The 22,365-nt window shown below is 73.2% G+C and carries 16 protein-coding genes, 2 tRNA genes, 2 pseudogenes and 1 riboswitch; of the genes and pseudogenes, 11 read left to right on the top strand and 9 right to left on the bottom strand.

The genetic code is table 11. From position 1 onward, the window contains the following. Positions 1 to 296 precede the first annotated feature (296 nt). Positions 297 to 2,183: a sigma-70 family RNA polymerase sigma factor gene (locus tag ACIBA9_RS36800; RefSeq protein WP_399369935.1), complete on the top strand. Its 1,887-nt coding sequence runs from the start codon at positions 297 to 299 to the stop codon at positions 2,181 to 2,183. 174 nt (positions 2,184 to 2,357) lie between these two features. Here ACIBA9_RS36800 and ACIBA9_RS36795 read toward each other — a convergent pair whose 3' ends face one another. Next, entirely contained in the window at positions 2,358 to 4,436 is a 2,079-nt protein-coding gene (locus tag ACIBA9_RS36795; RefSeq protein WP_399369933.1) for an asparagine synthase-related protein, read from the bottom strand. An 874-nt stretch (positions 4,437 to 5,310) separates the two neighbouring features. Between ACIBA9_RS36795 and ACIBA9_RS36790 the strand changes: the two genes are divergently transcribed. The 4 genes from ACIBA9_RS36790 to ACIBA9_RS36775 all read left to right on the top strand — a co-directional run bounded on the left by ACIBA9_RS36790 (position 5,311) and on the right by ACIBA9_RS36775 (position 10,483). After that, positions 5,311 to 6,735, top strand: a complete 1,425-nt coding sequence (locus ACIBA9_RS36790; protein ID WP_362164305.1) for an MFS transporter — start codon at positions 5,311 to 5,313, stop codon at positions 6,733 to 6,735. A 106-nt stretch (positions 6,736 to 6,841) separates the two neighbouring features. Continuing rightward, positions 6,842 to 8,050, top strand: coding sequence for an L-2-hydroxyglutarate oxidase (gene lhgO / locus ACIBA9_RS36785; RefSeq protein WP_399369931.1), 1,209 nt, complete (start codon positions 6,842 to 6,844; stop codon positions 8,048 to 8,050). A gap of 175 nt (positions 8,051 to 8,225) precedes the next feature. Beyond that, positions 8,226 to 9,050 (top strand): tRNA (guanosine(46)-N7)-methyltransferase TrmB, encoded by an 825-nt coding sequence (trmB, locus tag ACIBA9_RS36780; RefSeq protein ID WP_399369929.1) that lies wholly within the window; start codon positions 8,226 to 8,228, stop codon positions 9,048 to 9,050. A gap of 134 nt (positions 9,051 to 9,184) precedes the next feature. Next, the gene (locus ACIBA9_RS36775; RefSeq protein WP_399369927.1) at positions 9,185 to 10,483 is read left to right on the top strand and encodes a PrsW family intramembrane metalloprotease; all 1,299 of its coding nucleotides are present in this window, start codon (positions 9,185 to 9,187) and stop codon (positions 10,481 to 10,483) included. Positions 10,484 to 10,560: 77 nt separating this feature from the next. On the opposite strand, the gene ACIBA9_RS36770 is transcribed toward ACIBA9_RS36775, so the two are convergent. The 5 genes from ACIBA9_RS36770 to ACIBA9_RS36750 all read right to left on the bottom strand — a co-directional run bounded on the left by ACIBA9_RS36770 (position 10,561) and on the right by ACIBA9_RS36750 (position 15,733). Beyond that, on the bottom strand, positions 10,561 to 11,505 hold the full coding sequence (locus ACIBA9_RS36770; protein WP_399369925.1) for an aldo/keto reductase: 945 nt from the start codon (positions 11,503 to 11,505) through the stop codon (positions 10,561 to 10,563). An 89-nt stretch (positions 11,506 to 11,594) separates the two neighbouring features. Then, entirely contained in the window at positions 11,595 to 12,626 is a 1,032-nt protein-coding gene (locus ACIBA9_RS36765) for a M23 family metallopeptidase (RefSeq protein ID WP_399369923.1), read from the bottom strand. A 7-nt stretch (positions 12,627 to 12,633) separates the two neighbouring features. Beyond that, a riboswitch (cyclic di-AMP (ydaO/yuaA leader) is annotated at positions 12,634 to 12,803 on the bottom strand. Between the two features lie 250 nt (positions 12,804 to 13,053). After that, positions 13,054 to 14,235 carry a PP2C family protein-serine/threonine phosphatase gene (locus ACIBA9_RS36760; RefSeq protein ID WP_399369921.1) on the bottom strand — a complete coding sequence of 394 codons (1,182 nt, stop codon included), beginning with the start codon at positions 14,233 to 14,235 and terminating at the stop codon, positions 13,054 to 13,056. Positions 14,236 to 14,436: 201 nt separating this feature from the next. Beyond that, positions 14,437 to 14,510: transfer RNA gene (locus ACIBA9_RS36755), tRNA-Met, on the bottom strand. Between the two features lie 89 nt (positions 14,511 to 14,599). Then, positions 14,600 to 15,733 carry a dihydrofolate reductase family protein gene (locus tag ACIBA9_RS36750; RefSeq protein ID WP_399369919.1) on the bottom strand — a complete coding sequence of 378 codons (1,134 nt, stop codon included), beginning with the start codon at positions 15,731 to 15,733 and terminating at the stop codon, positions 14,600 to 14,602. Between the two features lie 77 nt (positions 15,734 to 15,810). Between ACIBA9_RS36750 and ACIBA9_RS36745 the strand changes: the two genes are divergently transcribed. From ACIBA9_RS36745 to ACIBA9_RS36720, 6 genes and pseudogenes are all read left to right on the top strand, one after another. Next, entirely contained in the window at positions 15,811 to 16,341 is a 531-nt protein-coding gene (locus ACIBA9_RS36745) for a MarR family winged helix-turn-helix transcriptional regulator (RefSeq protein ID WP_399369917.1), read from the top strand. A 117-nt stretch (positions 16,342 to 16,458) separates the two neighbouring features. Then, complete coding sequence (ribA, locus tag ACIBA9_RS36740; protein WP_399369915.1) at positions 16,459 to 17,217, top strand: GTP cyclohydrolase II; 759 nt, start codon at positions 16,459 to 16,461, stop codon at positions 17,215 to 17,217. Positions 17,218 to 17,756: 539 nt separating this feature from the next. Next, entirely contained in the window at positions 17,757 to 18,293 is a 537-nt protein-coding gene (locus tag ACIBA9_RS36735) for a hypothetical protein (RefSeq protein ID WP_399369913.1), read from the top strand. A 69-nt stretch (positions 18,294 to 18,362) separates the two neighbouring features. After that, positions 18,363 to 18,773 (top strand): thiol-disulfide oxidoreductase DCC family protein, encoded by a 411-nt coding sequence (locus ACIBA9_RS36730; RefSeq protein ID WP_399369911.1) that lies wholly within the window; start codon positions 18,363 to 18,365, stop codon positions 18,771 to 18,773. Positions 18,774 to 18,781: 8 nt separating this feature from the next. Continuing rightward, positions 18,782 to 19,624 (top strand): serine hydrolase domain-containing protein, encoded by an 843-nt coding sequence (locus ACIBA9_RS36725; RefSeq protein WP_399369909.1) that lies wholly within the window; start codon positions 18,782 to 18,784, stop codon positions 19,622 to 19,624. A gap of 348 nt (positions 19,625 to 19,972) precedes the next feature. After that, positions 19,973 to 20,247: pseudogene (locus ACIBA9_RS36720) on the top strand (site-specific integrase); the annotation flags it as partial. Positions 20,248 to 20,281: 34 nt separating this feature from the next. Here the strand turns inward: ACIBA9_RS36720 and ACIBA9_RS36715 are convergent. The 3 genes and pseudogenes from ACIBA9_RS36715 to ACIBA9_RS36705 all read right to left on the bottom strand — a co-directional run. Next, positions 20,282 to 20,354, bottom strand: a tRNA-Lys gene (locus ACIBA9_RS36715). A 98-nt stretch (positions 20,355 to 20,452) separates the two neighbouring features. Further along, entirely contained in the window at positions 20,453 to 22,015 is a 1,563-nt protein-coding gene (locus ACIBA9_RS36710; RefSeq protein ID WP_399369907.1) for an amino acid permease, read from the bottom strand. Positions 22,016 to 22,114: 99 nt separating this feature from the next. Next, a pseudogene (locus ACIBA9_RS36705) lies at positions 22,115 to 22,365 on the bottom strand (RNA helicase); the annotation flags it as partial.

Below are 22,365 nucleotides of genomic sequence, written 5' to 3'. Positions count from 1 at the left end.
GCGGGCCGCCCGCAGGGCCTTCACCGGGCCCGACCGGGACGCCCGCCCTATCCCCGGCGTCCCACCCGCGCCACCGGCACCACGCGCCCGTACGACTCCTGGGCCGGGGGTGCGGGTGCCGGGGTTCGGGCGTTTCGCCGGATCGTGGTAGCTCGTTCGGGTGTGCTCGGACAGGGCGCGGTGACAAGTCCGCTCGGACGAGTGGATGGAGCGCGACAGGCTCCTCGGCGGAAAAACGCTGTGGCACTCTGCCCCGATGACGAGTTGGGCCGAGCCGGCGTCGGGGGCTTTCCGCGATGAGCGTTGACGGATGGGGCGAATCCTGCGGTGAGGGTGCCGCGGACACCACCGGAGCGGTCTCGCCCCAGGTACCGGGCCAGGGCGGACGCGGCACATCCTCGGGCGGGTCGGGTGAGGAGAGCGTGCCGGCCCAGCGGGCGGGAAGCGTGCTTCCGCCCCCTCGGGCGGTGCCGCCCGCCGACGGCGAGCTGATCGAGCGGATGCGCGGCGGCGAGGACTCCGCCTACGAGGAGCTGTACCGACGGCACGCGGACGCCGTACGGCGCTATGCCCGGACCTGCTGCCGGGACGGCCACACCGCCGACGACCTGACCGCCGAGGTCTTCGCCGGGATGCTGCAGGCCGTGCGCGCGGGATCCGGCCCCGAGCACGCCGTGCGCCCCTATCTGCTGACCTCCGTGCGCCGGGTCGCCGCGCGCTGGACCAGGTCGGCCCGGCGCGAGCAACTCGTCGACGACTTCGCCGTGTTCGCCCAGCAGGCGGCCCGGACCCCGGACAGGGCCGACGACGACACGCTGGACCTGGGCGCCGATGTGCGAGCCCTGCACGAGGCCGAGCGGTCCATGGCGATGCGGGCCTTCCGCTCGCTGCCCGAACGCTGGCAGGCCGTGCTGTGGCACACCGAGGTCGAGGACGAGTCACCGAGCGAGGTGGCCGTCCTGTTCGGGCTGGACGCCAACGGCACCCGGGTGCTGGCCAGCCGGGCCCGCGAGGGCCTGAAGCAGGCCTATCTCCAGGCCCATGTCAGCAGCGCCCTCACCGACGACGAGGAGTGCGCCCGCTACGCCGACCGGCTCGGCACCTACGCCCGCCGCAAGCTGCGCGTCCGTGCCGAGCGCGGGCTGCGCAGGCATCTGGAGGAGTGCGCCAGGTGCCGGCTGGCGGCGGCGCAGATCGAGGAGGTCGCGAACGGTATCCCCGGTGTCGTGCCGGTCGCGGTCATCGGCTGGTTCGGAGCCGCCGGGTACGCCAAGGCCCTCGGGCTCGTGGCGGGCGGCGCCGGGGCCGGTGCCGCGGGAGCCGCCGCCGCGGCCGGCGGGTCGTCCGGCGGCGCGGGCGGGGCGGCGGCCGCGGAAGGGCTCGGAGCCCCGGTGAAGGCGGGGATCGCGGCCGGTGTCGTCGCGGTGGCGGCCGCCGCGGTCGCGCTGGCCCTGGTGAACGACAGCCCCCCGGCGAGGGAGGCCGCCAAGCCGTCGGCGTCGGCTCCGATCACGCGTCCCGGGCCGCCCGCGCCCGCACCACCGAGGAAGCAGCCCGCACCGGCGCCCGTGGTGCGCGCCCCCGAGCCGCCCGCCCCGGCCCCGGCTCCCACCCCCACCCCGACCCCACCGGCCAAGCCCGCTTCCCGGCCGTCACCCACCCGGAAGCCGGCACCCGCCCCCACCCGGCCCGCACCACCGAAATCGCCTCCCAGGCCCACCCCTGCTCCCCCTCCCCCGCCCCCTCCGGCCGTCTACGAGCTGAGCGAGCTGAACTACGACCTCACCGGCGACGGCAGCCGCCCGGAGATCGTGCTGCGCGAGAGCAGCTGGGTGTGGCAGCGCCACGGCATGTCGATCGGCGGCGAGCGGTACGCGCGGGGGGTGAGCGTCCACGGCAGGTCCTCGGTGACGATCGCCCTCAACCGCCGGTGCACCGCCTATGACGCGCTGGCCGGTGTGGACGACATGGCGCTCGGCCTCGGCGAGGTCTCCTTCTCGGTCTACGCCGACGGCGTGCGGCTGTGGCACTCCGGGGCGGTCCGGGGCCGCGACCGGGCCGTGCCCGTCCATGTGGACCTGTCCGGGCACCGGACCGTACGGCTCGTCGTGGAGCCGCGCGGCGGCGTCCTCGGCCCGGCGTCGCCGGTGGACTGGGCGGATTCCCGGTTCAGCTGCGGGTAGCCGTCCGGAGCCGCCCGGTCCGGTGAGCGTGACCAGGCGGGCCCTGTGTATGTCGGAACGAAGGGCGTCGAGTTCGGGTTCCCGCCCCACGAAGGACGTCAGCCGGGGCCGGAGGTTGCCGGTGCGTTCGGGGTGCGGGCCGGGGCACGGGGGTTTCCCCTGGCCGTCAGCCCGTCACGCGCCGGAGGCCAGCGCGCCTCTCCTCGGCTGGATTCCGGAGGGCACCGCGCGGGCGCGGGCCGGGGTTCCGGTCCAGCAGGTGCCCCGGCGGGACAACAGGCGGCGCAACCAGAGCTCCAGGGAGACCAGGTCGGCGAGGCCGTCCAGGGCGAGGAACTCGCCCGCTGCCGCGGCCCGCAGCGCCTTGCGGACGACGCGCGCCTCCACCAGGCCGGCGTCCGCCAGCAGCGGGGTGGAGAAGAGGTCGATCAGGTGGTCGGCCGACACCCGCAGCCCCGCGCGCGCGGCGGCGGCGGAGGAGGCCTGCGAAGGAGCGCCCCAACCGGGCGGCAGGCCGGTGACGCCGGCGCCCTCCAGGACCCGGCGCAGGATGGCCGCGCGGGCACCGGGCTGGACGCGCAGCGCCTCGGGGAGGTCGCGGCAGGCGCGCACGACCTGGTTGTCGAGGAACGGCGCGTGCAGGCGCTGGGAGCGGATCTCGGCGGCCTGTTCCAGGACGCGCAGATCGGCGGCGTACCGGGTGAGGGCCGCACGCGCGCGGTGGTCGCCGGGGCGCCGGTCGGGTCCGGTGGCGGAGCGCTCCGCCGCGCTCTGCAGCAGAACCGATACTTCAGCCAGCGCCTCACCCGTCAGCCAGCGCGCGGCGGGCCCCGGTACGGCCCAGGACAGTCCGGCGAGGGAGGCGCCGACCGCCCCCTCGGGTTCGTCGAAACGGCGGCGCATCAGCCGGTCGGCCAGCACCTCCAGGCCCGCCCGGTAGGGGGTGCGGGCGAGCCGCCGGGCCGCGCCGTACACGCGCGCGGGGACGAGCACCGAGCCGTCGGCCCGGGCGAGGGCCGCCACGGGCCGCACCAGGTGGCGGCGCCGGCGGTCCATCAGGAGGTCGGTCAGGCGCGCGGGGTGGGCGTCCAGCACCTGTCGGGCACCGTGGCCGATGAAGTGATCGGCGCTGCCGGCGGCGAACCGGGCGCGGTGCCGGCCGGCCGAGACCAGCGAGGGCCCCGGCTCGTCGGTGAGGGGCCCCTCGAGGTCGGCGTAGGGCAGGACCTCCTCGCCGCCGGTGACCACGACGTGGTGCAGCCGGGGGTTGGCGGCGAGGGTGCCGGCGCGTTCGAGTTCGGCCTCACGGCCCCCCACGGCCAGGTCGTTGAACGTGACGGCCAGGAGCCGTTCGCCGGCGCCCGTGCCGTGGCCGAGGAGCGTGCCGGGTCTGCCGGGCAGCCCGGCGGCCAGCAACGCGAGGGTGCCGGAGGCCGGTCCGCCGGACAGATCGGCGCCGATGCCGGGCACCGGCATCCCGCGCGCGGCCCGCCGCTCGGCGGGGCCCATGCCGGGCACCGGCCCGGGGTCGAGGTCCGGCACGTGCCGGGGTGCCGACAGCCGGGTGCGGACCGCCTCCACGAGGGCGTCCCGTACGGCGTCCACGGCGCGCTCGGGATCGGTCGGGGGCGCGGCCACGGCGAGGGATGCCACCGGCTCGTACCCGGCGATCTCACGCGCCCCGGCGCGCAGCACCAGCGCATGTCCCGGTGGGATGCGGCGTACGCCGTCGTAGGGGGTGGTGTCGCGCAGCGCGGCGGGGACGTCGGGGGCGGCGAGCAGGGCGGCCAGGTGGCCGAAGTCGAGGTTGGCCTCGACGAGGTCGGCGAGGGGCAGCGCGGCGGTGGCGTAGGCCGTACCGCCCGCCCAGGGGGTGTGGAACACCGGGCGGGCGCCCGCGAGGTCACCGCAGACGGTGATGCGGCGGCCGACCTGGACGACGGCCGTGTAGCTCCCGGGCCAGGCCGTCAGATGGCGCAGTGCGCCCCCGCGCGCGGTGACCAGCGCGCGGCGCAGTTCCTCGTCGGAGGCGCCGCAGATACCGAGGACGGCGATCCGGTTCTGTCCGTCGGCGTGCACCAGGCGCACCTCGTCCGGACGCCAGTCACCGACCGCCCAGAGCGGGTCGGGGTCACCCCACAGGAGGTGGGAGCCGACCGGGTGCAGGCTCTCGCCGTCGTATCCCGAGGCACCCGCGGTGCCGGTCCCGGCGACGCCCGTGGCGGTGCTGCTCCACCCCACCAACCACCGCATCGACGCCTCCACAGGCCGTGGACCACCAGTGCACCGTACGAACCGGGTCCCCATGCTGCCATGAAGGACGGGCCGTGGAGTGCTGGTGGCGCGGCCTTCGATCGAGGGAAAATCCTCGATCCGCCGGGCGGACGGCCGGGCGGGCCGCGCGGCGGGTGGTGGGCGGGTCCGCGCGGGGAGGGAGGGGTGAGCCGCGCGCGGCGGGCGCACCGGAAGTCGGCCGGAGAGGCAAGGGAGTTGGCGAGTGCCCAGCGTCCACGGCCTTTTGTGGTCCGAGCCGGGAGCCGATGCGCGTCCTGAGGCGGGACCGGATGCGGCTCGGATGCGGCCCCGAGGGGTGCGACGCGAATGCGCCCCCGATACGCTCCCTTAACGCGCCTGTCACGCCCTCAAGTTGCATGGTCGGCTCGGAAATCAAGCTCGCACGGCGGGGTCGATTTTCGGCCAAAGATGCGGCGGACAGCCAGGTTTGAGCACGCTCCGTACAGGGCCGCGCAGCACACGGTGCCGCGCGGACGCGCACAGTCCGGGAGGCGGGTATCGCCTCCCGGACCGGTCCGCCACCCGCGGGGATGAAGGTGGCGGTGTCCCCCAGCCCACTGGATCCAGTACAGCGGGCCGACCCACGCAAGAGCCATGGAACCGCTTTCCGGATGGCCGGAGAAAGGCGCACGGCCGGGCGCACGGCCACACGGGCGGGGGCACGCAGCGACATGCCGTGCACGGTGCGTACAGGGCCGTACTTCCCGATGGGCCACAATCCCGCCAACCGGAACAATGCCCCTTAACGCTTGGGATGCGGCGAACTACGCTGGGTTTACGAATGCCGCGTGGTTATGCCAGCGCGACAGCCGTCTGTGTCGAGGGGTGGCGCATGTCCAGGGAGCAACGCGGGCCGAACGAAAAACTCGGCACCGTTCTCGCCCTCGCGGGAATCAGCAACGCAGGACTCGCGCGACGCGTCAACGACCTTGGCGCCCAACGCGGGTTGACTCTTCGCTACGACAAGACGTCCGTGGCGCGCTGGGTGTCGAAGGGGATGGTTCCGCAGGGTGCGGCGCCCCACCTCATCGCGGCCGCCATCGGGCAGAAACTCGGCCGCCCGGTGCCGCTCCACGAGATCGGCCTGGCGGACGCGGACCCCGCGCCCGAAGTGGGCCTCGCCTTCCCCAGGGACGTAGGACAGGCGGTGCGGTCGGCGACCGAGCTGTACCGTCTCGATCTCGCCGGACGCCGGGCCGGTTCCGGCGGCATCTGGCAGTCCCTCGCCGGCTCGTTCGCGGTGAGCGCCTACGCGACGCCCGCCTCACGATGGCTGATAACCCCCGCCGACAGCTCGGTCGCGCGCGAGGCGGACTCCGTCGAGGACCCGGGCGCACCGATCAAAGTCGGCCACAGCGATGTACAGAAGCTGCGGGAGGCCGCCGAGGACGCCCGGCGATGGGACTCCAAGTACGGGGGCGGCGACTGGCGTTCGTCGATGGTGCCGGAGTGCCTGCGGGTGGAGGCGGCACCGCTGCTGCTCGGCGCCTACTCCGACGAGGTCGGCCGCGCCCTCTTCGGAGCCTCGGCGGAGCTCACCCGCCTCGCCGGGTGGATGGCCTTCGACACCGGGCAGCAGGAGGCCGCGCAGCGCTACTACATCCAGGCCCTGCGGCTCGCGCGCGCGGCGGCCGACGTGCCGCTCGGGGGGTATGTCCTGGCCTCCATGTCGCTGCAGGCGACCTACCGGGGCTTCGGCGACGAGGGGGTCGACCTGGCGCAGGCCGCCCTGGAGCGCAACCGGGGGCTGGCGACCGCCCGCACCATGAGCTTCTTCCGGCTGGTCGAGGCGCGGGCCCACGCGCGCGCGGGAGACGCGCAGGCGGCCGGCGCGGCGCTGAAGGCGTCCGAGGGCTGGCTCGAACGGTCCCGGGACGGGGACAACGACCCGTCCTGGCTCGGGTTCTACTGCTACGACCGGTTCGCCGCCGACGCCGCCGAGTGCTACCGGGACCTTAAGGCACCGCGGCAGGTCCGGCGCTTCACCGAGCAGGCGCTGTCGAAGCCGACGGAGGAGTTCGTGCGCTCGCACGGTCTGCGGCTGGTCGTCTCGGCGGTGGCCGAGCTGGAGTCGGGGAACCTGGACGCGGCCTGCGAGCAGGGGGTGCGGGCGGTGGAGGTGGCCGGCCGGATCTCGTCGGCGCGGACCACGGAGTACGTGAAGGACCTGCTGCACCGGCTGGAGCCCTACGGCGACGAGCCGCGGGTCGTGGAGCTGCGGGAGCGGGCCCGGCCGCTGCTGATGACGCCGGCGTAAGGTCCCGCGGCGGCGCCCCCCGCTCCCGGTGGGGTGCTGTGCCCTCGCGGCGTTTGAAGGCGCTGTCAGTGGCGCAGTGCACTATCGAGGTCGGAGGTGGTGCTCGGTGCGAGCAGGGGCGTACGACTGTGACGTGCTCGTGGTCGGTGGCGGGATCGTCGGCCTGTCGACGGCGTATGCGATCACGCGGGCCGCGCCGGGCACGCGCGTGACCGTGCTGGAGAAGGAGCCGGGCCCGGCCCGGCACCAGACAGGCCGCAACAGTGGGGTCATCCACAGCGGGATCTACTACCGGCCGGGCACGCTCAAGGCGCGGTACGCGGTGCGGGGCGCCGCCGAGATGGTGAAGTTCTGCGCCGAGTACGGCATCGCGCACGCCGTCACCGGCAAGCTGATCGTCGCCACCGGGCGCGAGGAGCTGCCGCGGCTGCACGCGCTCGTGCAGCGCGGCCGGGAGAACGGGATCCCGGTGCGGGAGCTGGGCCCCACGCAGATCTCCGAGTACGAACCCGAGGTGTGGGGCCTCGCCGCGATACACGTCGGCACGACCGGCGTGTGCGACTTCGTGGGGGTCGCCCGGCAGCTGGCCCGGGCGTCCGGGGCGGAGATCCGCTACGGCGCCCGGGTCGTCCGGGTGGACCGGCGCCCGGAGCGCGGCGTGGCCGTGCTCACCGCGGGCGGTGACGTCGTCCGCGCGCGCGTGCTGGTGAACTGCGCCGGGCTGTACTGCGACGAGGTGGCGCGGCTGACCGGGGACGAGCCCGGGGTGCGGATCGTGCCGTTTCGCGGGGAGTACTACGAGCTGGCCCGGCCGGAGCTGGTGCGGGGGCTGGTGTACCCGGTGCCGGACCCGGCGTTCCCGTTCCTCGGCGTGCATCTGACCCGGGGCATCGACGGGGGCGTGCACATCGGCCCGAACGCGGTGCCGGCGCTGGCCCGCGAGGGGTACGGCTGGGGCGTCGTACGACCCCGGGAGCTGGCCGGGACCCTGGCGTGGCCGGGGTCCTGGACGATCGCCCGGCGCCACTGGCGCTATGGCGCCGGGGAGCTGCGCAGATCCGTGTCCAAGGCGGCCTTCCTGGAGGCGGTGCGAAGACTGCTGCCCGCGGTGCAGCCCGGGGACCTGGTGCGGGCCCCGGCCGGGGTGCGGGCGCAGGCGGTGCTGCGGGACGGCACGCTCGTGGACGACTTCCTGATCCGGGAGGGGGCGCGGGCGGTGCACGTGCTGAACGCGCCGTCCCCGGCGGCCACGGCCTCCCTGCCGATCGGCCGGGAAGTCGGACGCCGGGTGCTGGCTCTCCTGGGGTCGGCGTAAGGACACCCGGGGGCCGCACCGGCGACCGTGCCGGTCCGTCCCCTCGCCTTTCTCCTGTCGCTCCGCGGTTCGCCGCCGCCGGCCTCCGGGGGCGGAAGCGGCCGGGGACCGGCACGGAAGCCGCCGGGGAGCGGCGCGGAGCATCCGCGCGGGGCGCCGTAAAATCGGTCCTACTGTGTCTGACTTCCTCAACACCCCCGACGTCCCGCCGGCGGCACCGCATGCCCCGGGTGTGCCCGTGCGGCACACCCGGGCCAAGGGCGAACCCCGCTTCCCCGACGGGCCGAAGGCCGACCCGGCCGGATCGCACTTCGAGCGGCGGATCCGCAGTTTCCAGCCGCGGCGCAGCCGGGTGACGGCCGGGCAGGCCGACGCCCTGCAGCGGCTGTGGCCCTCGTGGGGGCTGGACATCGACGGGCAGCGGGTCATCGATCCGGTCGAGCTGTTCGGCAACGACCACCCCGTGGTCCTGGAGATCGGCTTCGGGATGGGCGAGGCCACCGCGCTGATGGCCGCCGCCGACCCGGGCACCAACGTCCTCGCGGTCGACGTGCACACCCCGGGGCAGGGCAATCTGCTCAACCTGGCCGACGGCAACGGACTGTCCAACGTCCGGGTGGCCAACGGGGACGCGATCATCCTGCTGCGGGAGATGCTCCGGCCGGACGCGCTGGACGGGCTGCGCGTGTACTTCCCCGATCCCTGGCCCAAGAAGCGGCACCACAAGCGAAGGCTCATCCAGCCCGAGTTCCTGAGCCTCGCCGCGACCCGGCTGAAGCCCGGCGCGATCGTGCACTGCGCGACCGACTGGGAACCGTACGCGGAGCAGATGCTCCAGGTGCTCACCGCGCATCCCGACTTCGAGAACACGCAGACGGACGGCGGTTTCGCGGCCCGTCCCGCGTTCCGGCCGCTGACCCGTTTCGAGGGGCAGGGGCTGGACAAGGGTCATGTGGTGAACGATCTGCTCTTCCGGCGCGTACCGCACCGGGACCGGTAGACGAGACAGGGACCAGACAGAACGACACCGGCGAGGGGGCCTCGGCGGCGGCCGCGGTGGACCGGCCGGGTGTGGACCGAGGAGTCCGGTGGACCGCTCCAGCCCCTCGCCCCGGCACCGTTAGGGTCGATGCCGTGGCCACCCGTGCTCCGTATCCGACTCCGCCCGCCGACCCCGGCGACGGGCTGCTCCACCACCCGCACTGGTGGCAGCGCGGCTGGGTGCGCTACGGGGCGCTGACCACGCTGCTGGCCCTGTCCGGGCTGGTGATCCTCGCGCTCGTGCGGCGGCAGACCGGCACGGAGGGGCTGCTGGTGGGGCTCGGGCTGGCGGTGCTGCCCGTGCCGTGGCTGACGGCCGCCTTCCGCTGGCTGGACCGGGTGGAGCCGGGGCCCTGGCGGAACCTGGTGTTCGCCTTCGCCTGGGGCGCCTGCGCGGCCGCGCTGGTGGCGATCATCGCCAACTCCTTCGCCACCCGGTGGATAGCCACCGCGACCGCCGACCCGGCCGGCGCCGACACCCTCGGCGCCACCGTGATAGCGCCGGTCGTCGAGGAGTCCGCCAAGGCCGCGGCCGTGCTGCTGGTGTTCCTCTTCCGCAGACGGGACTTCTCCGGGATCGTGGACGGGGTGGTGATAGCGGGGATCACCGCCACCGGGTTCGCGTTCACCGAGAACATCCTCTACCTCGGAACGGCCTTCGGGACCGACCAGTTGTCCGGAGACCGCGGCATCGCCTCCGTCACCGCCGCGACCTTCTTCGTGCGCATCGTGATGTCGCCGTTCGCGCATCCCCTGTTCACCGTGTTGACCGGCATCGGCTTCGGCATCGCCGCGCTGTCCGGGGAGCGGCAGCGGCTGCGGCGGGTACTGCTCCCGCTTGGCGGGCTGCTGCTCGCGATGAGCACGCACGCCCTCTGGAACGGCTCCTCCACCTTCGGCCCGTACGGCTTCTTCGCCGTCTACGGCGGTTTCATGGTCCCCGCGTTCGCGCTGCTGACCTGGCTCGCGATCTGGACGCGCCAGCGGGAGCTGCGGACCGTGCGGGCGGAGCTGCCGGCGTACGTGCTGGCCGGCTGGCTGGGACCGGCCGAGCCGTTCGCCCTCGGCTCGATGCGGGCGCGGCGGATGGCCCGGGAGTACGCCCGGCACCACTTCGGGGGCCGGCCCGCGGCGCGGGCGGTGGCCCGGTACGAGGCGTGTGCGACCTCGCTCGCGTTCCTGCGGCACCAGGGGCGCAAGGGGCGCGCCCGGGCCGACTTCGTCCTACGGGAACAGGAGTTGCTGGCCGAGCTGTGGCGGCTCAGGGGCCTGGCGCGGCCGGCACTGGAGTACGCGGCCAGGGCCTCGGTTCCGGCGCCGATGCACGGGGCGCCGCCGCCGTACGGGTATCCGGCCGCGCCATACCCCGCCTACAACCCGTACCGGACCTGAGCGGACGCCCCCCCGGGGAGCGGACCGGGCGCGCGCCGCGGGACGGTCCCCGTGGCGCGCTCGGCGGTGTCCGCAGGTCAGGCCGACGCCTCCGTCAGCTGCTTCAGTTCCTGGTCGGACAGCGTCAGGTCGGCCACGCCCAGCAGGGCCGGGAGCTGTTCCGGTGTGCGGGCCGAGGCGATGGGGGCCGCGACCGTCGGCTGGGCGGCGAGCCAGGCCAGGGCGACCGTGGCGACCGCGACCCGGTGGGCGGCGGCGATGTCGTCCAGGGCCGTCAGCACGCGTCGGCCGCGCTCGGACTCCAGGTACTTCGCGACGCTGCCGGCGCGGGCGCTGTCGACGTGTCCACCGGGGCGGTACTTGCCGGTGAGGAAGCCCGAGGCGAGGGAGTAGTAGGGCATGGCGCCGAGGCCCTCGCGGGCGGCCAGATCGCGCAGCGGGCCCTCGTAGGTGTCGCGGGAGACCAGGTTGTAGTGGGGCTGGAGGGCGATATAGCGGGCCAGGCCCTCGCGGTCGGAGAAGTCCAGGGAGGCCTGGAGGCGCTCGGGGGTGATGTTGGAGGCGCCGATGTGCCGGACCTTGCCCGCCTTCACCAGCTCGTCCAGCGCGCCGATGATCTCCTCGACCGGTACCTCGGGCTGGTCGAAGTGGGTGTAGTAGAGATCGATGTGGTCGGTGTCCAGCCGGCGCAGCGACGCGTCGGCCGCGGCCTTGATATTGGCCGCGGACAAACCTCGGAACTCGGGGTGCTGGCTGACCTTGGTGGCGATGACGACGTCGTCGCGGTTGCCGCGGGCCTTGACCCACTTACCGATGATCGTCTCGGACTCGCCGCCCTTGTTGCCCTCGATCCAGGCGCTGTAGCTGTCGGCGGTGTCGACGAAGTTGCCGCCGGCCGCCCTGTAGCCGTCCAGTACGGCGAAGGAGGTCTGCTCGTCCGCGGTCCAGCCGAAGACGTTGCCGCCGAGGCAGAGGGGGAAGACCCGCAGGTCGGAGGAGCCGAGTGTGCGCAGAGAGGTCATGCCTTGTTTCAACGCCGACAGCGGACGACCTCATTCCGCCGCCGGCGCCAAGTTCCCGCAAAGGGTGTATTCGGGGGCCGGTGGACGGCTCAGGGGGTGAGGCCCTTGCCGCGCAGCCACGCCATCGGGTCGATGCCGGCGGCCTGGCCGCCCGGGTGGACCTCCAGGTGGAGGTGCGGGCCGGTGACGTTGCCGGTCGCGCCGATCCGCCCGATGACGTCGCCGGTGCCGACCTTCTGGCCGACGGAGACGCCGATCGAGGACTGGTGGCAGAACCACAGCTCGGTGCCGTCGTCGAGGGTGAGGACCGTGCGGTAGCCGTAGGAGCCGGCCCAGCCCGCCTGGGTGATCGTGCCGCTGTGGATGGCCTTGATGATGGTGCCCGTCGGGGCGGCGAAGTCGAGACCGGTGTGGTGGCCGGAGGACCACATCGACCCGGCCTGGCCGAAGGTCGAGGTGATCGTGTACGAGGGCGTCGGCAGCTTGTACTGCTTGGCCAGCTCGGCCAGCCGCTTCGTCTCGGCGGCCTTCTCGGCGACGGCATCCGCCTTCTTCTTGGCGGCCGCGACCTTGGCGACGGCTTCCTTCTTCGCCTTGGCGGCGGCGTCCGCGCTCTGCCTCTCGGCGGCGGCGAGCGCCGCGGCGGTGGCCCTGCTGTCGGCCTTGCTCTGCTGCTGCTCGGCCTGGGCCATGATCCGGCTGCGCAGGGTCTCGCCCGCGTCGGTGTTCCGCTCGGCGTCGGCGGAGGTCACGCCGACGCCGCCGAGCGCTCCGGTGGTGGCCTCGGGCGCCGGGGCGGAGTCGTGCTCGAAGAGCGAGCCGACGGAGGGCAGGTCCGGCAGGGAGAGGGAGACCGGCGGCTTGCCGGTGTTGGCGCTGGCCATGCCGCCCGCCCCGACCGCCGCGATCACGCCGACGCCGAGGACGGTGGAGCTGCGGGCGAACCCGCCGCGCTGCTTGGCGACACGGTGCCGGCCGCGCACCGGGGTGACGGAGTCCTCGGTGGGGTTCCAGTCCTCCCACGGGCCCTCGTCGGCACGGTAGGAGCCGTATCCGAAGGTGTCGGGCTCGGCTTCCGCGGGTATGTACGGGGCTTGTGGGGCAGGCCGGTTGGACGCCACGCGGGCGCACTCCTTTCCTTCCGCCGCCTACCGGGTTAGCTGACGGGTTCGGAGCGGGAAGGTCTCCTACGCGCGTATACCGGGCGTGGACTCGTCGAGTCCACGTCGGCGTTCCGCGTGATTCACCCCAAGGTGGTGGTTCCCCGGTTCCCTTGCGGGATTCGGCGCGTGCGCACGGAGCCGCCTCGGGTGACGGCTGTGACGACCGCGCTGCGTTATCGAACGTTAATAGACCCGCGAGGTACTTTCCAAGCCGTCCGGCTTGATCTTTAGCGCTTTTCACCGTGGACTTATCGGCCAACAACGCGGTAAACCGGGCGAGTTGACCTCGGCTCAGGAGTCACGGAGGTTTTGATGATGACTCAGCCGGGAACCCCGGCGGGTCGCCCTCGGCGGGCGGGGCGGGGTTGCCGTATGACGAGCAGGGCTACGGCTGCCGCACGGCGAGCAGGGCCATGTCGTCCGCCGTCCCGCCGCCCGAGTGCCGCCGCACCTCCTCGGCGAGCCGGCCGAGCAGCGCGCCGGGGCCGGGGAAGGTCCGGCCGGCGAGCCGTCGCTCGGGTTCGTAGAACCGGCCGTGGGCGTCGCGCGCCTCGGACAGGCCGTCGGTGTAGAGGAGCAGGGTCGCTCCGCTCGGGAAGCCGGCCTCCAGCGTCCGGTCCGGCCACCGGCCGAGGTCGCGCATGCCCAGCGGCAGCGCCGGTTCGCGCGTGGCCAGGACGCACAGGGTGCCGTCGGCGTGCAGCAGCAGCGGCGGCGGATGGCCCCGGTTGACGACGCGGACGAGGCCGTCGTCGTGCGGGAGTTCGGCGAGGACGGCGGTGGTGAACCCCTCGAACGCGTCGATGCCGTCCCGCCGCGTGCCCTCACGGGCCAGCGCCCGCTCCAGCCGCTGCGCGACCGCCTCCAGCGTGGCCTCCTGCTCGGCGGCCTCGCGGAACGCCCCGATCACCACGGCGACGGCGGCGACCGCGCCCATGCCCTTGCCGCGCACGTCCCCGACGATCAGCCGCACGCCGTACGGGCTGTCCTGCACGGCGTACAGGTCGCCGCCGATGAACGCGTCCCGGCGCGCCGCCTCGTAGCGGGCGGCGATCTCGAAGCCCCCGATCCGCGCGGCGGGCTGGGGCAGGACGGCCCGCTGGGCGGCCTCGGCGATCTCCCGGGCGGAGGCGAGCCGCCGATCGCCGAGGCGGACCACCCGGTTGATGGCCACGCCGAACAGGGCGACGGTGGCCACGGTGACCACGTCGGTGACGGCGGTCACGGCCGGGTGGATGCCGGCCTCGGCATGTACGGCGTACGCCGCGGCGAGGGCCGCGATGCCGGTCAGGACGGTCGTGCGCAGCGAGGCCAGGGACGCCGCGATCAGCGGGGCGGCGGTGAAGAACGGAACGGCGGTGAAGTCCTCGGGGGCGAGCAGGCCGTAGAGGACGCCGACGGCGACGAGCAGGGCGGGCAGGGCGCGGGCGAGGGCACGCGGGCCCGGCCGGCGGGGCTCGGGTACCGGTGCCGGATCGTCGCCGAGGCCCGGGTCGGGGACGGGGTCGCCGGGAAGCCGGCCACCGGCCCTGGCGTACGCGTTCTCCTCCACCTCACCAGGGCGCACCGCGTGTCTCCCACATGTCGGACGTACGTCCAGATTTGCGGGCCCGGGGAGGTGGAGCGACCGCTGTGGACCGACCGGATGACCCACTGTGACGTACGCCACGCGCCCAGCGGCCGTACGCCGGCCATGCCGACAGCGAGCGGGCACGGAAAACACTCGAGGCCGGAATCCATGTACTGGATTCCGGCCCCGAGTCTTCAGTAGCGGGGACAGGATTTGAACCTGCGACCTCTGGGTTATGAGCCCAGCGAGCTACCGAGCTGCTCCACCCCGCGTCGTTGTGTCTCAAGCATACGCCATCCGCGGGGTCCGACGCACACGCCTTTCCCGCGGGCCCCGATCACGGGGGCCCGCCGGCCCGCGCTCAGGTCGTCAGGTGCGTGTTGGGGGCCTTGGCGAGCGCCTCCAGCTCGGGGAGGACGACGACCTCGGCACCCGCGCCGCGCAGCACGCCCGTGCCGTCGGCCCCCGCGACGAAGGTGTCCGGCTCCCGCCAGGCGGTGACCACCCGGCGCACCCCGGCCCGCAGGACCAGCTCGGCGCAGGGCGCGGGGCGGGAGGCGCGGCGGGCGCAGGGCTCCAGGCTGCTGTAGAGCGTGGCGCCGGCCAGCCTCGCCTCCGCCGGGTCGATCTTCGCCAGCGCGGCCTCCTCCGCGTGCACCACCGGATCACCGCCCTCCCGGGAGTGGCCGCGGGCCAGCTCGGTGCCGTCGGCGGCGACCACGACCGCGCCGACGCTGAAGGCCGTCCGCGACGGCGGACAACGGTCGGCGAGTTCGCAGGCCGTGCGCAGCCAGTGGCGGTCGGCGGCGTTCGGGACGGGGCCGGTGCCGGGGGCCGTGGGCTCGTAGCGCGTCAGGACGACGTCCTCGATGCGGCGGGTCTCCACCAGGCGCAGCCGTCCGCCCTGGTACCCGCCCGGCCCGAACAGCCGGGGGGCCTCCGGGTCGCCGACGAACAGCGGGGCGAGGACCAGCTGGAGTTCGTCGGCGAGGCCCTGCCGGAGGAGCTGGGTGTGGACCCGGCCACCGCCCTCGACCATCAGGCGCCCGACCCCGCGCACGTCGTGCAGGTGCTCCAGCAGGTCCCGCCAGTCCAGCTCGGCGCCGAGCGGGACGACGTCGGCACTGCCCCCGAGGAGGCGCGCGGCGCGTTCGGCGCCCTTGTCGGTCGTGTAGACGAGCTTCTCGCCGCCGGTGTGCCAGAACAGCGCGCGCGGGTCGAGGTCGCCGGAGGCGGTGACGGTGACCTTCAGCGGATACTCGGGCCGCCCCGCGGCCTGCCGGGCGGCGCGGCGCTCGGGCGAGTTGACCAGCAGACGCGGATTGTCCGCGCGGATGGTGCCGGCGCCGACGAGGATGGCGTCGACGGATGCCCGTACGTCGTCGACCCGGTCGAAGTCGGCCGGGCTCGACAGCAGCAGCCGTTCGGGGCCGGTGTCGTCCAGGAAGCCGTCGAGGGAGACGGCGGCGGACAGCAGCACGTACGGCAGGGGCATCGGCGCACTCCCTCGCGGCGACCCGGCGGACCCCACCGAGTCTTGGTTCAAGTTTGAAACAAACTTACACTGGCAGCATGACGACCCGCTGGCTCACCCCCGAGGAGCAGCGCGCCTGGCGCGCCTACATCGCCGCCTCCCGCCTTCTGGAGGACGCGATCGACCGGCAGCTCCAGCAGGAGGGCGGCATGCCCCACCTGTTCTACTCGGTGCTGGCCAACCTCTCCGAGTCGCCCGACCGGCGGCTGCGCATGACCGACCTCGCCGAGACCCTGAAGATCACCCGCAGCAGGCTGACGTACGTGGTGACCCGGCTGGAGCGGGACGGGCTGGTGCGCCGGGAGGAGTGCGACCGGGACAAGCGCAGCAGTCTCGCGGTCCTGACGGACGAGGGGACGGCCGTGCTGGAGCGTACGGCACCCGGACATGTCGAGACGGTCCGCTCCACCCTGTTCGACCGGCTCACACCCGAGCAGGTGGGGCAGCTGGAGGAGATCTGCACGGGGATCGCGCGGGGGCTGCAGCGGCGGGACGAGAAGCGGGAGGGCACGCAGGACGTGCCGTGGCGGCGCCGGTCCTCGCCGTGCTCGGGCCCCACGCCCGAGTGAGCCGGCGACCGCCGCCGTAATTGATTGCTTCAACTTTTAAGCATGAGGTAGGCTCCCGAACCCGATATCTGCTTCAAATCTGAAGCAGGTAGCACGGTACGGACCCCGGAGACCCGCATGCCCGACATCCCCGCCGCCACCCCGCGCGCCCGCGTCCGGGTACCGCTGCGCTTCGACGACGGCTACGGCGTCGACGCGGAACTCGTCACCTTCCACGGGCTCGTCGACGGCCAGGAGCATCTCGCCGTGGTCCTCGGCGACCCCGGCCCGGTGCCCCTGGTGCGACTGCACTCCGAGTGCCTGACCGGCGACGTCTTCGGCTCCGCGCGCTGCGACTGCGGACCCCAGCTGCGCGAGGCGGTCGAACGCATCGCCGGCCGTGGCGGTGTGCTGCTCTACCTGCGCCAGGAGGGGCGCGGCATCGGCCTCTACAACAAGCTCGACGCCTATGCCCTGCAGGACGAGGGCCTCGACACCTACGCGGCGAACGCCGCCCTCGGCCTCCCCGAGGACGCCCGCGATTACACGGCCGCCGCGCAGATGCTCGCCGCCCTCGGCATCGGCGAGCTGGACCTGCTGTCCAACAACCCCGACAAGGCCGGGCAGTTGCGCGCGCTGGGCACGGTCGTCCGGGAACGGGTGCCGACCGGCGTCTTCACCACGGCCCACAACGTCCGCTATCTGCGGGCGAAGGTCCTCCAGACCCAGCACACACTGCCCCTGGCCGAGCTGCCCGAACTGCCCGCACTCGCGGAACTGGCGGAACTGACCGAGTCGCCGGAGCCGCCCGCGCCGGCCGAGCTGACGGAACTGCCCGCTCCGGCCGCGCTGTCCGGCCACCGGGCGGTGGACGCCGGGACCGCCGTCCGAGGATGACGGCGCAACGCCGCGGCGCCCGAGTCGGCCGAAGCCGGCTCGGGCGCCGCGTAGCAGGTCGGAGGGGTTGAACCCTCCCCCGCAGCCGTAGGCCCTGTGGGACTCGAACCCACAACCATGCCAAAGGTCTGTGACGGCGCAGCGCCTTCCGCCGTGCAGGTGCGCATGTACGTGCATGAACTGCCCTCGTGGTCGCAGCGCAAGGGTTCCTCCGCCGAGGGAAGGACTAGCTTCGAGGACCTCAAGTGGCGGAACGCGGAGGCCATCGGATGAAAAAGCTCATCTCCGTCGCCGACAGGTGGAGTTCGGTGCCGCCCGGCGTCGGCGTGTCCGGAACCCGTGCCCTGCTGGGGTTCGTCTAAGCCGGTGGGCCCGCAAGACGCAGCAGCGCACCGAGCGTGCCCACGAAGGAGCGCTCACCGAGGAATCCGAATAACTCGCAGCGCCTTCCCGACGCCTTTGGCCGGAAACGGCGCATCGACACCCGGCGCCGGGCAAGCTCCCAGCTTCACCGGACCGACCAAGGAGACCGACAGGACATGGAAGAGATCCCGCCTCTCCACCCCGCTGAGGACGGCGCCACGGTGGGACTGTTCTGGGTCTCGGCGGACGGCGTGTACGTGGGAGCCCCAGCGACGGCACCGGCCCCGAACGTGATGCTCACGGCTGCGGGGCCCCGCGTCACCGGTCCGCACCCACGGGAGTGGACATGGTCGGACCTGGTCGGCCTGGAGATCACCGAGGTCCCGGCCCGCTCCGCTCCGCAACGCTGGGCGACCCACGCCGCGAGCTTCGTCGCAGCAGCTCTGGACGCCTGGGTGCCAAGCAGCCCGACCGAGATGACCGTCTGCGCCATCGCGTCCGACGGCACCTACCGGACGCCGGTCTACTCCAGCGCCGCCGTCGCCTATTCCCCGCGCGAGGTCGCTCTCTCACGCCGGTTGATCAGCCACTTCACCCAGGGCACCGCCACGCCCGCCGTCATGACCGAGTGGTGGGAACAGGCCCGGCCGGCCAAGGTCCTCCGGTCACGAGAGCGGGAGGCCGTGCTCGAACTCTGGCTCGCACGCGCCTGACCGTTCCTTCGGGGACGGGTCCGCGCCTGCCCGGCCCTGCCCACGAACCCTGCACAGGAGGACTAGCCCGTGCGCATCGACCTCTCGACAGCCGTCAGCCCCGACGCGCCCACGCTCACCTTCGACGGTGACTGCGGTTTCTGTCAGGCAACCATCACCCGTCTGCAACGCCATGCCAGGCCACGGATGCGGGCCACGCCGTGGCATGCCCTGCCCGACCACATCACCCGGCCGCACCGGGAACGCCTCGACCGCGAAGTCCTCGTCTTTCGCGGGGCCCACGTGGCCGAATCCGGAGCGCAGGCACTCGGCGCCTACCTCGCATCGTCACCCCATTTCCGCTACCGGGCCACGGGTCTGCTCCTGCGCGCGCCCGTCGTCAGGCAGGCCGCTCGACTCGTCTATCGCCAGGTGGCCACCCACCGGCACCGCATGCCTGCGGGCACGGCGGCATGCGCGCTGCCCCGGACGCACGACTGAAGGCCAACATGATCCGAGTTCCCACCTGCGTACTCAGCAGCTTCGAGTCACCCCAGGTACGCAACGGCCACAGCCTGGACCTGTTCGTGCAGATCGGGTCACTGACGAAGACGCTCACCGCAACCGTCCTGACCGCTTTGGCCGGCCGCGGTGTTCTGAGCCTCGACGACCCGCTGGAGTCGTTCCTCCCCGCGCCCGCGGGCACCGGCATCACCCTGCGCCACCTTGCCGAGCACACCTCGGGCCTGCCGCGACTGCCCCCTGGAATCCGCGGCCGCGACCCCTACGCGGCCTTCGACACCCAGGCCCTGGAGGCGGTCGTACGGCAACTGGACACCCTGGTCACGGCTCCCGCGGGTTCCACCGAGGAGTACTCCAACCTCGGCTACGCCCTGCTTGGCGCTGCCCTGGTCGCTGCCACCCGCATGCCGTACGAGGACCTCCTGCACCGGCATGTCCTCGACCCCCTGGGCGTCACGGCCGTCGCCGCCGACCCGCCGCCCGGCAGACGGCTGTGCCGCCGGGGGCTCTTCGGACGACCGGAGCGGCCCTGGACCATGACCGGCGCGATCCTGCCCGCCGGCGGCCTGTGGGCCACGCCCGAGGCCACCGCCCGCCTCGTGACCGGCCTGCTCGTCGACCGAAGGCTCGGCGAGCCTGCACCGGCCTGGCAGAAAGCGGGACACCTGCTGTGGCACAACGGCGCAACGGGTGGCGCCTCGGTCTTCGCGGGCGCCGCACCGCAGGGCTGGGTCCTCGTCCATCGTCTGTCCGGCCAGAGCGCCGCGACGGATCGGCTGGCCCTGGAGACATTCAGACGTTTCGTCAATGCCCCGTCCCATCAGAGGTGAGCCACTCTGGTGCCGGGGGTCCCAGTCGGGGCGAGGCCGGCAGCCCTCGTACTGCTCGTCCGTCTCCTCGGAGCGGTCGGTGATACGGGGGTTGAGCAGGATGACGGCAGGAGCGTCGTCGACCGGCATGACGACCGCGCCGGCTCGGGCGATGCCGATCTGCGGGGCGGCGATGCCCATGCTCTTGGCGAAGGGGGGATCTGCCCGATGCGCTCGATGGCTGCGAACAACGCGTCCACGATGCGTTCGGCCTCATCGCTCTCGGCCGACAGGCCGAAGGCAGGGCCGGTTCGGCGAGGATGCGGGCCCCGTGCTGCAACACCATCGCGCTCGACAGCATGAACATCGCACCCGGAGACGGTCTCAGAGACCTTCCGCCGCATCCTCGCCACGACCGACCTGCCGCCCATCACCCTGCGGGATCGGCCGCGATGCTCACGCACGGAGGCGGTGGCGACATCCACACCGTGAAGGAGTCGCTCCAGCACTCAGCTGCCGAACCGTTCGGCTCGGTGCCTGCCGATTTGCAGGACACAGGCGCATCCGCTCACGCATCGCTCACACAAGAGCCGGCAAACGAAGCGGCGCCCGAGTCGGCCGAAGCCGGCTCGGGCGCCGCGTAGCAGGTCGGAGGGGTTGAACCCTCCCCCGCAGCCGTAGGCCCTGTGGGACTCGAACCCACAACCAATGGATTAAAAGTCCACTGCTCTGCCAATTGAGCTAAGGGCCCAGGCGATGTTGCCTGTCCGAGCATAGCGGGACGAGGCCCGGTCTCCGATCGGGTATCGGTGACCGGCCGCGTCGCGTGGGGACGGAGCGGGGCGTTGGTCACTTTTCGGCGGCGCCCGGATCGGCGGCCCATGTCGGGGCGGCGGCGGGCCCGGGGCCGGTGGCCAGGGTCGGGGTGAGGAACCAGTGGCGGGCCGACGCAAGCCACCAGGTCGCGGCGAAGCCCAGCACGACCAGTACGGCGACCGGGGCGTAGTTGAACGTCTTCCAGGTGACCGGGGAGACCTGCGGGAGCATGAAGAGGATCGTGATCGCGGCCACCCACAGGACCGAGACCACGCCGATCGGCTGCGACCAGCGGCCCAGATGCCATGGCCCGCGCGCGAACGCCGCGCCCCTGCGTACCCGCAGGAAGGTCGGGATGACGTACGCGATGTACAGGCCGATGACCGCGATCGAGGTCACCGCCGCGTAGGCCGTCGTGTTGATGAGGTAGGGCAGCCCCAGGGCGAGGGCGGCCAGTGCGGCCAGCCAGACCGCCGCCACGGGGGTGCGGGTGCGCGGGCTCACGGTGTGCCACAGGCGGGAGAACGGCAGCGCGCCGTCCCGGGAAAAGGCGTAGATCATGCGGCTGTTGGCGGTGACGGAGGCCATCCCGCAGAAGAGCTGGGCGCCGATCACCACCAGCAGCAGGAGCTTGCCGGTCGTGGCGCCGAGCGCGTCCAGCAGGATCTGGGCGGGCGGGGCGCCCGTCGGGGAGGCCAGCTCCCTGTCGTACGACTGGATCGCGAAGGTGAAGCCCAGCAGCAACACGAAGCCGGCGATCCAGGACGTCCAGATGGAGCGGACGATGCCCCGGGGGCCCGCGGTGGAGGCGTCGTGGGTCTCCTCCGTCATATGGGCGGAGGCGTCGTAGCCGGTGAAGGTGTACTGGGCCATCAGAAGGCCCAGCAGCACGACGTAGGCGCCGCTGCCCCAGCCCGTGTCGTTGACGAAGTGCGTGAACACGAAGGACGCCGACTGGTGGTGGTCGGGCACGAAGGTGAGCGCGCCGACGATGACCGCGACGCCCAGCACGTGCCACCACACGCTCACGCTGTTCAGCAGGGCGACGATCCCGACGCCGAAGGTGTTCAGCAGGCCGTGGAGCAGGAGGATCGCGGCGAAGAGCAGGACCGTGCGGCCCGGGGTCACCTCGAAGCCGAACTGGAGGTTCAGGTAGGCGCCCAGGAAGGAGGCCGCGCCGAAGTCGATGCCGGCGGTCACCGCGACCTGGCCCAGCACGTTGAACCAGCCCGTGAACCACGCCCAGGCCGCCGCCGAGCGCGTCGGCGCCAGTCGGTGGGCCCAGAAGTACAGCCCCGCCGACGTCGGGTAGGCGGAGCAGATCTCGGCCATGGACAGGCCGACGAACAGGGTCATCAGGCCCACCGCCACCCAGCCCCAGGTGATCACCGCGGGGCCGCCGGTGGTCATCCCGAAGAGATACAGGGTGAGGCAGCCGGAGAGCACCGAGATGATCGTGAAGGAGACGGCGTAGTTCGAGAACGCCGACATCCGGCGGGCGAGGACCTGGGTGTAGCCGAGCTGGGCCAGTCGGTCCTCGTCCGACAGGCCGGCCGGCCCGTCCACCGGCTCGTCCGCTCTCGCATCGTCTGTCATGCCCCCAGCAATTCCCCCGCCGGGCACGTGACATGCGCCACCACGCGGAAGGGCCCGCACGACCGAAGTCGTACGGGCCCTTCCTCGACTCACTCGGTGTCAGCCGTTGCGCTTCCAGCGCGGCTTGTCGTCGCGGCGGCCGAAGGAACCGGTGCCACGGTGGTCGTCACGGCGACCGGTGGGGCGCTCGTGGCCGCCGGAGCGGAAGCCCGGACGGTCGTCGCGACGCTCACGGTTGAACGGACGGTCGCTGCCGCGGTGTCCGCCGCGCTCGTCACGGCGGAAGCCACCGCGGTCGTCACGGCGCTCGAAGGAGCGGCCGCCACGGTCGTCACGACGCTCGAAACCAC

This window comes from Streptomyces sp. NPDC051452 (assembly GCF_044454765.1).
Lineage (GTDB): Bacteria > Actinomycetota > Actinomycetes > Streptomycetales > Streptomycetaceae > Streptomyces.
This window is presented reverse-complemented; position numbering and strand designations above follow the sequence as displayed.